Raw genomic sequence first — 13,536 nt, 5'->3', positions numbered from 1 at the left:
TAAGCCTCGTAGCGCCGATGGTACTGCAGGGGGGACCCTGTGGGAGAGTAGGACGCCGCCGAACAAATTTTGACAGTAGAAAGCCCCCTCCCGGGTTCGGGAGGGGGCTTCTCTGTTGTAGGGTCAATGCCGCACAGTTGTCGTACCGTCAGGAGGCCCCCGGGTGGAGGTCCAGGAGACGCGCGTTCAGACCGACCGCGTCCTCACCATTCCCAACCTGCTCAGCATGGGTCGGCTGGTGGGGGTACCGATCTTCCTGTGGCTGATTCTGTGGCCGGTCTTCGGGGGGCCGAAGAACGACGGTTGGGCCATCGTCGTGCTGATGCTGAGTGGGATCAGCGACTACCTCGACGGGAAGCTGGCTCGGCGGTGGGGGCAGATCAGCCGGCTCGGGCAGATCCTGGATCCGGCTGCTGACCGGCTGTATGTGCTCTCCACGCTGGTCGGTTTGACCTGGCGGGAGATTCTGCCGTGGTGGGTGACGGCGATTCTGCTCACGCGGGAGCTGTTCATCGCATCGCTTCTGCCGATTCTGAACCGGCACGGATACGGTCCGCTGCAGGTGAGTTTCCTCGGCAAGGCGGCGACCTTCAATCTGATGTACGCCTTTCCGCTCCTCCTCCTGGGCGATGGGACAAGTTGGATCGCCACCCCGGCCGAGATCGTCAGCTGGGCGTTCATCTGGTGGGGGACGACGCTCTACTGGTGGGCCGCCATCCTGTATGCGGTGCAGGCCCGGCAGATCGTGAAGGCGGATGCTGCTTCCGCGAGCTGAGGCGGCTCCGGCGGCGCATACTGACGGTGTGGTGGACGTACTCGGCCGGGACGTATGCGCGTCGCGACATACGTCTGAGACGCGTCGTGTGTTTGGGACGGTCTGAGACATGGCACACGACGTTACGGTGAGTCGGACGTAATCATCCGGGTAGAGATGCTCTGGAACGGTTTGATGGATCCCAGGGTCCACCACCGCGAAGGAGGACGCACCCGTAATGAAAGCCGTTGTGATGGCAGGGGGCGAGGGCACCCGCCTCCGGCCGATGACGTCGAGCATGCCCAAGCCGCTGCTGCCGGTCGCCAACAGGCCGATCATGGAGCACGTGTTGCGGCTGCTGAAGCGGCATGGCCTCACCGACACCGTTGTCACCGTGCAGTTCTTGGCCTCTCTGGTGAAGAACTATTTTGGTGACGGTGAAGAGTTGGGTATGCATCTCACATATGCCAACGAGGAGGTCCCGCTCGGTACGGCAGGAAGCGTGAAGAACGCCGAGGACGCGCTCAGGGACGACTCGTTCCTGGTGATCTCGGGGGATGCGCTCACCGACTTCGATCTCTCCGAACTGATCGCCTTCCACCGGCGCAAGGGCGCGCTGGTCACGGTGTGTCTGACCAGGGTGCCGAACCCCCTGGAATTCGGAATCACCATCACCGATGAGAGCGGGCGGGTCGAACGCTTCCTGGAGAAGCCGACCTGGGGGCAGGTCTTCTCGGACACCGTGAACACCGGCATCTACGTGATGGAGCCGGAGGTCTTCGACTATGTCGCGGCCGGCGAGGTGGTGGACTGGTCCAGCGATGTCTTCCCCCAGCTGCTCAAGGAGGGGAAGCCGGTCTACGGCTACGTCGCCGAGGGCTACTGGGAGGACGTCGGCACCCACGAGAGCTACGGCAAGGCGCAGGCGGACGTCCTGGACGGCAAGGTCGACGTCGAGCTGGACGGCTTCGAGATCTCGCCCGGTGTGTGGGTGGCCGAGGGCGCCGAGGTCGACCCGGAGGCCGTACTGCGCGGGCCGCTGTACATCGGTGACTACGCCAAGGTGGAGGCCGGGGTCGAGCTGCGTGAGCACACCGTGCTGGGCAGCAACGTGGTCGTCAAGCGCGGTGCCTTCCTGCACAAGGCGGTCATCCATGACAACGTCTACATCGGCCCGCAGAGCAACCTGCGCGGCTGCGTGGTGGGCAAGAACACCGACGTGATGCGGGCGGCCCGGATCGAGGACGGGGCCGTGATCGGCGACGAGTGCCTGATCGGCGAGGAGTCGATCATCTCGGGCAACGTCCGGGTCTACCCGTTCAAGACCGTCGAGGCCGGCGCCTTCGTCAACACCTCGGTGATCTGGGAGTCGCGCGGCCAGGAGCACCTGTTCGGCGTGCGCGGCGTCTCCGGCATCCTCAATGTCGAGATCACCCCGGAGCTGGCGGTGCGGCTGGCCGGGGCGTATGCCACGACGCTCAAGAAGGGTGCCACCGTCACCATTGCGCGTGACCACTCGCGTGGTGCCCGTGCGCTCAAACGGGCGATGATCTCGGCTCTGCAGACCAGCGCGATCGACGTCCGGGACCTTGAGAACGTACCCATGCCGGTCGCCCGGCAGCACACCGCGCGTGGCAGTGCCGGTGGGATCTTCCTGCGGACCACACCGGGGGTGCCGGACTCGCTCGACATCCTCTTCTTCGACGAGCGCGGTGCCGATCTCTCGCAGGCCGGGCAGCGCAAGCTGGACCGGGTGTACGCGCGGCAGGAGTACCGCCGGGCTTTCCCCGGGGAGATCGGGGATCTGACCTTCCCGTCCAGCGTCTTCGACTCCTACGCGGGCAATCTGCTGCGGGCCGTGGACATCACGGGCGTCCGGGAGGCCGGTCTGAAGGTGGTGGTCGATGCCGCGCACGGCAGTGCGGGACTCGTTCTGCCCAGCATCCTCGGGCGGCTCGGAGTCGAGGCGCTGACGGTCAGCACCGGCCTGGACGAGGGCAGGCCGACCGAGGACGCGGAGGAGCGGCGAGCCGGGCTGGCCAGGCTCGGGGAGCTGGTGTCCTCCTCGAAGGCGGCCTTCGGGGTCCGGTTCGATCCGGTCGGCGAGCGGGTGTCCTTCGTGGACGAGCTCGGCCGGGTGATCGAGGACGACCGGGCGCTGCTGGTGCTGCTCGACCTGGTCGCGGCGGAGCGGCGCAGCGGCCAGGTGGCGCTGCCGGTCACCACGACCAGGATCGCCGAGCAGGTTGCGGCCTACCACGGCACCCAGGTCTGCTGGACGACCACCTCACCTGACGATCTCGCCAAGGCGGCCGCCGCCGAGGGCACGATCTTCGGCGGGGACGGCCGGGGCGGGTTCGTGGTGCCGGAGTTCAGCGGGGTGCTGGACGGCGCGGCGGCCTTCGTACGGCTGGTGGGCCTGGTGGCCCGTACTCAGCTGACGCTCAGTCAGATTGATGCGCGGATTCCCCAGGCGCACATCCAGCGGAGGGACATTGCCACGCCGTGGGCGGCGAAGGGCATGGTGATGCGTTCCGTGGTGGAGGCGGCGGGCAACCGCCAGCTGGACACGACGGACGGCGTCCGGGTGGTGGAGCCCGACGGCCGCTGGACGCTGGTGCTGCCCGACCCGGCCGAGGCGGTGACCCACCTCTGGGCGGAGGGCCCGGACGACGCGGCCACCGAGCAGTTGCTGGATGAGTGGGCCGCGGTGGTGGACAGCGCCGGACGGTAGTCGAGCGGCTGGCTGTCGGGGTCGCGGGGCCGGAAGGTTCCGTCGGCCCCGACAGCTCGTTCCAGGGGCGCTTGAGAGCGCTGGTGGTCGTTCGTCGGCCCACGGCCGGGTACTGGGCGGACGCCGGGGCCTGTGCATTCATCGGATCCGCGACGTGGGACGATGTACTGCATGCCAGCACCCCCGACGCCGAGTGACCGGGCCGCGCGCTATGCGCGTCCTGATGCCTCGATGTCCCTGCTGACCAACGTCATGGACCACAGCCTGGACGAGGGCTACGCCGAGGCGGCGAGGGCCAGGGGCGACGAGGGGTCCAGTCGACTGCCCGCCTCCACGCGGGGGCGGCTGACGCTGGCGCTGGGTCTTGCCCTCGCGGCGACCGTGGTCACCGTCGGCGCAGTCAACAGCCAGGAGGCCGCCCCGACTCTGGCGAAGGAGCGGGACGCGCTGGTCCACCGTGTGAACGACGCCACCGGGGCCGCCGACAAGCTGCAGAAGCAGATCGAGGACCTGCGCGACAAGGTCGAGCAGGCACAGCAGCATGCGCTGAGTACCGAGGACGACGGCGGGCTCTCCGTGATAGCCGGGCAGGCGGGGACGGGCGAGGTGTCCGGCCCGGGCGTGAAGTTGGTGATCGAGGACGCCTCGGGGACCGGCGTCGGCGGCTCGGCGAACAATCCGCGCCAGACCGAGGGTTTCCAGAACAGCGGACGCCTGAAGGACCGTGACCTCCAGCTGGTGGTGAACGGGCTCTGGCTGGCCGGCGCGGAGGGCGTCGCGATCAACGGGCAGCGGCTGACCGTGCTCTCGGCGATCCGGGCGGCGGGCGATGCGGTGCTGGTGGACAACCGGCCGCTGGTGCCGCCGTACACCGTGCTGTCCATCGGGGACGGGCCGAGGCTGGCGAAGGCCTTCCAGGACGGCGAGGCCGGTCACTATCTGCGGTTGATACAGGAGGGCTACGGCATCAAGTCCAGCCTCTCCACGCAGAAGAAGGTGAGCCTGCCGGGTGCTCTCGGCATCACGCTGCGGTACGCGCAGCCGGTCACCGCTGCCTCCCCGCCGGCGCCGGCGTCGTCGCCAACGGCTTCGCCCCCGCCGTCGGCTCCGCCGAAGTCCACCGGTTCGCCGAAGGCCGGGGGCTCGTCCAAGTCCAGCAAGAGTACGTCCACCCCCACAGCGACAGGAGCATCAACACCGTGATTGCCGTACTGGGTCTCGTGATCGGGGTGGTCGTCGGCCTCTTCGTGCAGCCCGAGGTGCCGGACGCCGTCGTGCCCTATCTGCCGATCGCGATCGTGGCGGCCCTGGACGCGGTGTTCGGGGGCGTGCGGGCGATGCTGGACGGGATCTTCGACGACAAGGTGTTCGTGGTCTCCTTCCTCTCGAACGTGGTGGTCGCGGCCCTGATCGTCTTCCTCGGCGACAAGCTCGGGGTCGGCTCGCAGCTCTCCACGGGCGTGGTGGTCGTGCTCGGCATCCGGATCTTCTCCAACGCTGCCGCGATCCGGCGGCATGTGTTCCGGGCCTGAGAGGGGGAGCGATGAGCGAGGACGGAAAGAAGCCTCAGGAGGGCTCGGAGGAGCAGCCGCAGGAACCGGAGGATCGGCCGAGGCCGGAACATGACCGGACGGCGGAGTCGACCCCCGAGCCGGACGACACGCCGTCGGCTGCTGACACTCCGCCGGATCCCGAGCCGGACCCGGCAGTTGGTCGTCCTGCCACGCCGCCTGCCGATGCCCGGCGGCGGCTGAAGGCGGCGCTGTGGCCGCCGCGTCTCTCGCGGGGCCAGGTGGTGGTGGCCGGGCTGCTGTGCGCGCTCGGCCTGGCGCTGGCCATCCAGGTGCGGTCCACCAGCGACCACAATCAGCTGCGCGGTGCCCGCCAGGAGGATCTGGTTCGTATCCTCGACGAACTGGACAGCCGTCAGCAGCGTCTCCAGCAGGAGAAGACACAGCTTGAGCAGTCCCTCACCCAGTTGGAGAACAGCTCCAACCAGGCGAAGGAGGCTCAGGAGCAGACCAGGAAAAAGGCGACGGAGCTCGGAGTGCTCGCCGGCACCGTCAAAGCCACAGGTCCGGGCATCGTACTGACGGTCGATGATCCCCAAGGGCAGGTGAAGGCGGATATGCTGCTGGACACCCTGCAGGAACTTCGAGCGGCGGGGGCGGAGGCGATTCAGATCAACGATGTGCGAGTGGTGGCCGGCACCTACTTCACCGATTCGTCGGCGGGTGGTGTGCAGATCGACGGTAGGAAGGTGTCGCAGCCGTTCCGATTCACCGTGATCGGCAACCCGCAGGATCTGACGCCCGCTCTCAACATCCCGGGTGGTGTGGTGCGCACCCTGGAGAAGCAGCAGGCGCAGGCCACGATCTCCGAGCAGCAGTCGGTGACCGTGGACGCGCTCGCCACCCCGAAGACCTCCCAGTACGCCACGCCGGCGGCGAAGTGACGGCGCGACTGCCGTACGGTCCGTCAGTCGGCCTGCGCCCCCGGCGGCGGGTGCACGGCGGCTGTCGGCGACACTGGGACGTGCCTCTCGATCAGCCCCGGCCAGGTGCCGGGCCAGCCGCCTGTCCGAGCCTCTCACCCTGCCCCGCGGGCGGGTCTGTCACACGCAAGGAGATTCGCCCGTGAGTCTGTTCTCGAAGCTGTTCGGTCGTAACAAGCGCCGGGCCGCGGCCGTTGAAGCGCCCACGGCGCGTCACCGCCTGTCCGACGACGAGGTTGCCGTTCCCGGGATGCGGCCGGCGCCGGAGCACGACCAGTACGCCGAGCGGCCGCTGTACCGCGACGGTGTCGGCAATCAGGCGGGCTACGGCGCGTCGGTTGATTCTTCGGGTTCCCCGCGCATAGGTTTCCAGTCAGGACCCTCAACCTCTGGTGGAGGGTTTGCCCCGGATCCCTACGCCGGGCACGCTCCGTCGGGTGTGCCGAGCCAGGAGGCTGTGAACATGACCGGCGCCACCCGCTGTCCCCGATGCGGGAACCAGAACCCCGCGGTGGCCCGCTTCTGCTCCAACTGCGGCACGGCGCTGCGCGGCGGGCTGCTGGCCGAGGGCGCGGCGGAGACCACCTCGACCATCTCGATCGCCGGTCTGGAGTCCTACGACCCCACCGCCACCGGGACGGGCGCCACGCCGGCGCTCTCGGCCGAGGTGCTGTCCGCGATCGACGCGCTGCCTCCGGGCTCGGCCCTGCTGATCGTGCAGCGCGGCCCGAACTCGGGCAGCCGCTTCCTGCTCGACTCGGACGTCACCACGGCGGGTCGCCACCCGGAGGGTGACATCTTCCTTGACGACGTCACCGTCTCCCGTCGCCACGTGGAGTTCCGCCGGACGCCCGGTGGCTTCTCGGTGGCCGACGTGGGCAGCCTCAACGGCACGTACGTCAACCGGGAGCGGATCGACCAGGTGTCGCTGAACAACGGCGACGAGGTGCAGATCGGGAAGTACCGGCTGGTCTTCTTCGCCAGTCCGCACCGGGGGTACTGAACACATCGGGGGTACTGAACAACACGTCGGCAGGAGCCCCGAGTGACCGTGCATCCCCCTTCATCCGTCGAGGCCGTCGTCGTGCCCGGTTCGCGTCGAGCGGCCGAGGCGCGGCGCCGGCGCGGTGACGAGCTGCTGAGCATCGGCGCCGTGCTGACGTTCCTTCGGGACGACTTCCCGGAGGTCACCATCTCCAAGATCCGCTTCCTGGAGGCGGAGGGGCTGGTGGAGCCGCAGCGGACGCCCTCGGGTTACCGCAAGTTCAGTTCGTCCGACGTCGAGCGGCTTGCGTATGTGCTGCGGATGCAGCGCGACCACTATCTGCCACTGCGGGTGATCCGGGAGCACCTCGACGCGATGGAACGCGGCGAGGCTCCCCCGGCGCTGCCGGCTCCGGAGGCGCGGCCCGGCCCGCTGGAGGAGGCGGACCGGGAGCTGGTGGCGGCCTCCGGCGCGGTGCCGGGTGTCCGGCTCGGCCGGGCCGAGCTGCTGGCGGCGGCGGAGGCGGGCGAGCCGGAGTTGACGGAGTGGGAGTCGTACGGGCTGGTCGCCCCCGGGACGGACGGCGGTTTCGACGGCGAGGCCCTGCAGGTCGCCAGACTCGTCGCGGAGCTCGGCCGATACGGCCTGGAACCACGCCATCTGCGGGCGATGAAGGCGGCGGCGGACCGTGAGGTCGCCCTGGTCGAGCAGGTGGTCGCGCCGCTTCGGCGGCATCGGAACCCGCAGACCAGGGCCCATGCCGAGGCCACCGCACGCGAGCTGGCCACGCTGTCGGTGCGGCTGCATGCCGCGATGGTGCAGGCGGGACTGAAGGCCCGGCCGGGTCAGTGACATGTCCGGTGTCTGCCGAGTGCGCTGTTCTGCGGCCGAAACCCGCTGCTCGGGGGCGCGCGGGCGCGTGCGGAGGGGCGCCGCGACCGGTTGCGCTTTCATATCCGGGGCAGGGGTCATAGGGTTGCCACTGTGAATGAGCTCGACGTCGTGGGTGTCCGGGTGGAGATGCCTTCCAACCAGCCGATCGTGCTGCTGCGGGAGGTAGGGGGCGATCGGTACCTGCCGATCTGGATCGGTCCTGGCGAGGCGACCGCGATCGCCTTCGCCCAGCAGGGCATGACACCGGTGCGGCCGTTGACTCACGACCTGTTCAAGGACGTGCTCGACGCGCTCGGCCAGCAACTCACCGAGGTGCGGATCAGCGACCTCAGGGAGGGCGTGTTCTACGCCGAGCTGGTGTTCGCCGGTGGTGTCGAGGTCAGCGCGCGTCCCTCGGACGCGATAGCCCTCGCCCTGCGCACCGGCACTCCGATCTACGGGAGTGAGGAGGTGCTCGCCGAGGCGGGCATCGCGATCCCGGACGAGCAGGAGGACGAGGTGGAGAAGTTCCGCGAGTTCCTCGACCAGGTCTCCCCGGAGGACTTCGGCGGCGGCCAGCAGTAGCGGCCGCCTCCCGGTGGGCCGACGGAGCCTCGCCGACGGAGCCTCGCCGACGGAGCCTCGCCGACGGAGCCTCGCCGACGGAGCCTCCGGGGCTGATAGGTCCGCGGCGTGTCACCTGCAAGTCGCGTTTTGCCAAAGGGCGTCCAGGTACCCACACTTAGGGCACGAAAAACCACTCCACCGAGTGACATTTGTGGTGAGCCTCGGCGTGGCGATCGTTGACGGGTCACTGGCGACTGCCTACCGTCAGGAGTGGCTCCGGTGAGTTACGCCACTCGGGGCCAGACGGCCCACAGGACGAGCGGACGGAGGTAGGCATGAGCGGCATGGGCGATGAAGCAGCCGTTGGAGGCCCGTGCTCCGTGCACGTCCCGCGCCCCGGGCGGAAGCCGCTGCTGGAGCGGGCCTGGGAGGTCTCGGGGGCCGATCAGCAGGAGCGCGACCTGCCGAGGGTCGGTCGATTCCCGGCCGTGCAGCCGGGGCAGCCCGCGATCGAACGGCTGGCGCCGACGTCCGAGCTGCTGGGCTACCGGGGGCCGACGGCCTGTGCCGCCGCCGGAATCACCTACCGCCAGCTGGACTACTGGGCCCGTACCGGGCTGCTGGAGCCCAGCGTGCGCAGTACGTACTCGGCGAGTGCACAGCGGCTGTACAGCTTCCGCGACATCCTGCTTCTCAAGATCGTCAAGCGGCTGCTCGATGCCGGCGTCTCACTGCAGAACATCCGGGTCGCCATCACCCACCTGCAGACCGCCGAGGTCGCGGATCTGGGCGGTCTGACCCTGATGTGCGACGGTGCCACGGTGTACGAGTGCACCTCCCCGCAGCAGGTGGTGGATCTGCTGAAGGGCGGTCACGGCGTCTTCGGCATCGCCGTCGGTGCGGTCCGGCAGGACCTGGAGGTCCTGCTCGGGCGGCTGCACGCGGAGCGGACGGACACCGGCGAGACCCTGATCGGGCATGACCCGGGCGACGAGCTGGCCCAGCGCCGCAACCGCGCCGGCTGAACAGCCGATCGGCGCACTGAGCAGGCGCTCGGTGCGCCCGGCGGACGGTCGGCGCAGCGAGCGGCCAACGGATTCGAACGAGGGCCCGGACGGGGAACCGTCCGGGCCCTCGATGCCGTCCGGGCAGATGAATCGTGATCAAGAGGGGGACCCGATGGGATGGATATTGCGGCCTTGGCTGCCCCGGCTACGGTTGCCCCGGACGAGACGGGCACAGCGCCGGGCCTTCCAGGCGGCCGCTCTGCTGAGCGCGCTGGCGCTGGCCCCGAGCACCTGGCTCTGGCTGAGCGAGGGCGATCACGTCGGTACCGTCGAGAGCGCGCCGAGTGCTCCGGTCGCCGTGGTCTTCGGCGCCGGTCTGTTCGACGGTGAGCCCTCCCCGTACCTTGCACACCGGCTGGACGCGGCGCTGACGCTCTATCAGCAGCGCAAGGTGCAGGCGATTTTGGTGACCGGCGACAACAGCCGCAGCAGCTACAACGAGCCCGACGCCATGCGCCGGTACCTGGTCGGCCATGGCGTGCCGGACATCCGGGTGGTGGAGGACTACGCGGGTTTCGACACCTGGGACTCCTGCGCGCGGGCGCGGCGGATCTTCGGGGTGGACCGGGCGGTGCTGGTCAGCCAGAGCTTCCATGTGCGCCGGGCGCTGGCGCTCTGCCGCGCGGCGGGTATCGACTCGTACGCCGTCGGAGTGCCGGAGCCGGCCGATGCGACCTGGTACTACGGCGGTCTGCGGGAGGTCCCGGGTGCGGGCAAGGCCGCGCTGAACGCCTGGCTGCGACCCGATCCGCACTTCCTCGGGGTTCCTGAACCCGGAATTGCCCGGGCGCTGGCGGACGCGGCCCGGCACTGACCCCCGGAGCCGATGGGCGACCGGCGGGCCACTGACCGGGGATTGTCAGACCCCTGCGGGATGATCAGCAGGTGCGGACAGTGCCGAGCATCATCCATCTCGACATGGACGCCTTCTTCGCCGCGGTGGAGCAGGCGGCCAAGCCGAGTCTGCGCGGCAAACCGGTGGTGGTCGGCGGTCTGGGCGGCCGTGGGGTGGTGTCCACCGCCTCGTACGAGGCTCGGCGCTTTGGAGTGCACTCGGCGATGCCGATGGCGCAGGCCCGGCGGCTCTGTCCCAATGCCGCCTTCCTGTCCGGCCGCTTTCCCGCCTACCGGCAGGTGAGCGAGATCGTGATGGAGCTGCTGCGCGAGCTGTCGCCACTGGTCGAACCGCTGAGTCTGGACGAGGCGTTCGTTGATCTGGAGGCAGGACCGTACGGTCCCGCGCTGGCCGCCGCGGGCCCGCAGGAGGGCGCCCAGATGGTGCTGGCGATCGCCGAGGATCTCCGTGCGGACATCGAGGCGCGGACGGCGCTGACCGGATCGGTCGGTGCGGCCGGGTCGAAGCTGATGGCGAAGATCGCCTCTGAGCAGGCCAAGCCGGACGGTCTGGTGCTGGTGGAGATCGGATCCGAGCGGGCGGTGCTGAGCCCGATGCCGGTCCGGGCGCTGCCCGGCGTCGGTCCGGCCACCGAGCAGGTGCTGCGGCGGGCCGGCCTGGCCACGGTGGCCGATCTGGCGGAGGCGGGGGAGGGCGAGTTGGTCCAACTGCTCGGCCGGGCGCACGGGGCGGGCGTCTACGCGATGTCCATAGGTCTGGACGAGCGCCCGGTGGTGCCGGATCGCGACGCCAAGTCGGTCTCGGTGGAGGACACCTTCGAGGTGGACCTGGCCGATCGGGACCGCATCCTGCACGAGGTCGACGTTCTGGCGGCGCGCTGTGTCGGACGTCTGCGGGCTGCGGGCCGCTCCGGCCGTACGGTGGTGCTCAAGGTGCGCCGCTTCGACTTCTCCACCCTTACGAGGTCCGAGACTCTGCGTGCGCCGACCGACGACGAGGCGGTGATCACCGAGACGGCCCGGCGGCTGGCGACGCAGGTGGACACCACGGGAGGGGTGCGACTGCTGGGTGTCGGGGTCTCCCAGCTGGCGGACTTCACGCAGGAGGACCTCTTCGCCCAGGCGGCCGCCGAGGCACAGGCAGTTGCGGAGGCCGAGGTGGCGGCTCAGGCAGAGCAGCAGGGGGAGCAGCAGGCAGAGCAGCAGGGGGAGGGCCGGGCGGAGCCCGAGGCGGCCCCCGTGCGCTCGGAGGAGCCGGAGCCTGCGGCCGTCCGGCGCTGGATGCCGGGGCAGGACGTGAGCCATGCGCGGTACGGACCGGGCTGGGTGCAGGGAAGCGGCGTCGGCCGGGTCACCGTACGGTTCGAGACGCCCTACAGCGTGCCCGGCCGGGTGCGGACTTTCCTGATCGAGGATCCGGAGCTGGAGCCCGCCGATCCGCTCCCGTTGCGGCCGCAGTGAGGGCTCCGGGGGCGGCAGAAATGTTGCGGCCCCGTGCCCGGAACTTGTCCGGGCACGGGGCCGCTTGTCGAGCTGGGCCTCGGGCGGGTCGTGATGCCCTCACCGACCGCCGGGGCCCAGTCCCCTCGCTCCCTGTCCCTGAGAGCGAGGGCGGGCGCCTCGTCAGGCGCCGGTCTTGACCAGCTCCGAGTCGGAGCTGTCCGCCACCGGAACGGCGGTGGCAGGCTTCATGCGACGGATCGCGAACGGCACCACGGCGGCCACCAGACACATCACGGCGGCGACCCAGTAGGCGTGCTTGTAGGCGTCCAGGGTGGGCAGCTGGATCGGCATCGGGACCGGGAACTTGATGGTGTCGCCGGTCAGGATCGCGCCCATCACGGCGGTGCCGATGGCGCCACCGACGGTGCGCAGCACGGCGTTCATGCCGTTGGCGATACCGCTCTGCTCGGGCGGTACGGCACCGTTGATGTAGGCGGGCATCGCCGCGTAGGCGAGGCCGACGCCGAGACCGAAGACGGCGGAGGCGAGGTAGATGTCACCCTCGGCGCTGTGCCGGACGGCCAGGTAGGCCATGGAGACCGCGCCGAGCAGGCCACCGAGGACCAGCGGCAGTCGCGGACCGCTGCGGGAGATCAGCAGCGCGCCGACCGGTGCGGCCACCATCGAGCCGATGGCGGACGGCAGCAGCATCACACCGGCGTGCAGCACGGTGGCGGTGAAGCCGTAGTGGGCGAACTTCGCGGGGGTCTGTGCGAAGTTGCTGATCACCATGAAGGAGCCGTACATCCCGAAGCCGATGAGCAGGCCGGAGATGTTGGTGAAGGCGACGGCCGGGCGGGACATCATCTTCATGTCCACCAGCGGGTGGCTGACCTTGGTCTCGATGGCGATCCAGATCAGGGCGACCACGGCGGCGACGGCGAACAGGCCGAGCGTCTTGGTGGAGGTCCAGCCCCAGTGGTTGCCCTGGCTGACGGCGATCAGCAGGGCGGAGAGCCAGCCGGCCAGGGTGAGCGCGCCGAGCGGGTCGGCACCGCCGTCCTTGTCCACGACCGGGTCCTTCGGGACGCGCAGCGCGACCAGGGCGACCGCGATCAGGCCGAAGATCAGACCCATCCAGAAGATGGACTTGTAGCTCCAGTGCTCCAGCAGCAGACCGGTGGCAACCAGGCCAAGGCCCGAGCCGACACCCATCGAGGCACTGATCGCGGCGACGCCGCCGGTGACCTTCTCCTTGGGGAGCTCGTCACGGACGATGCTGATCGCCAGCGGGAGCACGCCACCGCCGGCGCCCTGCAGGACGCGGGCGACGACCAGCCAGCCGAAGGAGTGGGTGCCGACCGCGAGGGCGGAACCGGCGATCAGGCCGGCAAGGGAGATCAGCAGCATCGGCTTGCGGCCGCGCAGGTCGCCGAAGCGGCCCAGCAGCGGGGTCAGCACGGCGGCGGAGAGCAGGTTGGCCGTCATCAGCCAGGTGATGTTGGAGCCTGCGACGTGCAGCTCCTTGGCCAGCGAGGGCAGGATCGGGACGACCGCGGTCTGCACCACGCTGAACGCCAGCATCGCCAGGATCAGAGCGGGTAGCACCCGTGCGCTGCTCGGCTTCTCGGCCGCGGAGCTGGGCTGTGGTGCCTCACTCACGGTTCTTCCTCCAGTTCAGGGCCCCTGGAAGCGAACTGTTTCCAAGGGAGAAAGTCAACGAACTGAAGTAACGATGCCCCGAGATACTTCACTATGTCAAAT

At 69.5% G+C, this 13,536-nt stretch carries 12 protein-coding genes; 11 read left to right on the top strand and 1 reads right to left on the bottom strand.

Annotated elements, in window-relative coordinates; genetic code table 11:
* Window positions 1-163 precede the first annotated feature (163 nt).
* The 11 genes from P3T39_RS10190 (at window position 164) to P3T39_RS10140 (ending at window position 11,790) form a co-directional block, all read left to right on the top strand.
* Window positions 164-775, top strand: coding sequence for a CDP-alcohol phosphatidyltransferase family protein (locus tag P3T39_RS10190; protein WP_280697076.1), 612 nt, complete (start codon window positions 164-166; stop codon window positions 773-775).
* A 217-nt stretch (window positions 776-992) separates the two neighbouring features.
* Entirely contained in the window at window positions 993-3,488 is a 2,496-nt protein-coding gene (locus P3T39_RS10185) for a mannose-1-phosphate guanyltransferase (protein WP_280697075.1), read from the top strand.
* A gap of 171 nt (window positions 3,489-3,659) precedes the next feature.
* Window positions 3,660-4,691: a DUF881 domain-containing protein gene (locus P3T39_RS10180; protein WP_280697074.1), complete on the top strand. Its 1,032-nt coding sequence runs from the start codon at window positions 3,660-3,662 to the stop codon at window positions 4,689-4,691.
* Window positions 4,688-5,020 carry a small basic family protein gene (locus tag P3T39_RS10175; RefSeq protein ID WP_280697073.1) on the top strand — a complete coding sequence of 111 codons (333 nt, stop codon included), beginning with the start codon at window positions 4,688-4,690 and terminating at the stop codon, window positions 5,018-5,020. Before P3T39_RS10180 ends, P3T39_RS10175 begins: the two co-directional genes overlap by 4 nt.
* An 11-nt stretch (window positions 5,021-5,031) precedes the next feature.
* On the top strand, window positions 5,032-5,943 hold the full coding sequence (locus tag P3T39_RS10170; RefSeq protein ID WP_280697071.1) for a DUF881 domain-containing protein: 912 nt from the start codon (window positions 5,032-5,034) through the stop codon (window positions 5,941-5,943).
* Between the two features lie 289 nt (window positions 5,944-6,232).
* Window positions 6,233-6,985 carry an FHA domain-containing protein gene (locus tag P3T39_RS10165; protein ID WP_280697090.1) on the top strand — a complete coding sequence of 251 codons (753 nt, stop codon included), beginning with the start codon at window positions 6,233-6,235 and terminating at the stop codon, window positions 6,983-6,985.
* An 81-nt stretch (window positions 6,986-7,066) separates the two neighbouring features.
* Entirely contained in the window at window positions 7,067-7,819 is a 753-nt protein-coding gene (locus tag P3T39_RS10160; protein WP_280697089.1) for a MerR family transcriptional regulator, read from the top strand.
* Window positions 7,820-7,951: 132 nt separating this feature from the next.
* Window positions 7,952-8,425: a bifunctional nuclease family protein gene (locus tag P3T39_RS10155; protein WP_280697070.1), complete on the top strand. Its 474-nt coding sequence runs from the start codon at window positions 7,952-7,954 to the stop codon at window positions 8,423-8,425.
* Between the two features lie 317 nt (window positions 8,426-8,742).
* The gene (locus P3T39_RS10150; RefSeq protein WP_280697069.1) at window positions 8,743-9,432 is read left to right on the top strand and encodes a MerR family transcriptional regulator; all 690 of its coding nucleotides are present in this window, start codon (window positions 8,743-8,745) and stop codon (window positions 9,430-9,432) included.
* A gap of 154 nt (window positions 9,433-9,586) precedes the next feature.
* On the top strand, window positions 9,587-10,288 hold the full coding sequence (locus P3T39_RS10145; RefSeq protein WP_280697068.1) for an ElyC/SanA/YdcF family protein: 702 nt from the start codon (window positions 9,587-9,589) through the stop codon (window positions 10,286-10,288).
* A 71-nt stretch (window positions 10,289-10,359) separates the two neighbouring features.
* The gene (locus P3T39_RS10140) at window positions 10,360-11,790 is read left to right on the top strand and encodes a DNA polymerase IV (protein ID WP_280697066.1); all 1,431 of its coding nucleotides are present in this window, start codon (window positions 10,360-10,362) and stop codon (window positions 11,788-11,790) included.
* Between the two features lie 162 nt (window positions 11,791-11,952).
* Here P3T39_RS10140 and P3T39_RS10135 read toward each other — a convergent pair whose 3' ends face one another.
* Window positions 11,953-13,434: an MFS transporter gene (locus tag P3T39_RS10135; protein WP_280697065.1), complete on the bottom strand. Its 1,482-nt coding sequence runs from the start codon at window positions 13,432-13,434 to the stop codon at window positions 11,953-11,955.
* Between the last annotated feature and the right edge of the window lie 102 nt (window positions 13,435-13,536).

The organism is Kitasatospora sp. GP82 (assembly GCF_029892105.1).
Classification (GTDB): Bacteria; Actinomycetota; Actinomycetes; order Streptomycetales; family Streptomycetaceae; genus Kitasatospora.
The sequence above is the reverse complement of the archived record's forward strand: the minus strand, read 5'-3'. Positions and strand labels throughout refer to the sequence as shown.

Coding starts and splice junctions, on each gene's coding strand:
- P3T39_RS10185 (WP_280697075.1), top strand. CDS start 993: ATGAAAGCCGTTGTGATGGCAGGGGGCGAGGGCACCCGCCTCCGGCCG.
- P3T39_RS10180 (WP_280697074.1), top strand. CDS start 3,660: ATGCCAGCACCCCCGACGCCGAGTGACCGGGCCGCGCGCTATGCGCGT.
- P3T39_RS10170 (WP_280697071.1), top strand. CDS start 5,032: ATGAGCGAGGACGGAAAGAAGCCTCAGGAGGGCTCGGAGGAGCAGCCG.
- P3T39_RS10165 (WP_280697090.1), top strand. CDS start 6,233: ATGCGGCCGGCGCCGGAGCACGACCAGTACGCCGAGCGGCCGCTGTAC.
- P3T39_RS10150 (WP_280697069.1), top strand. CDS start 8,743: ATGAGCGGCATGGGCGATGAAGCAGCCGTTGGAGGCCCGTGCTCCGTG.
- P3T39_RS10145 (WP_280697068.1), top strand. CDS start 9,587: ATGGGATGGATATTGCGGCCTTGGCTGCCCCGGCTACGGTTGCCCCGG.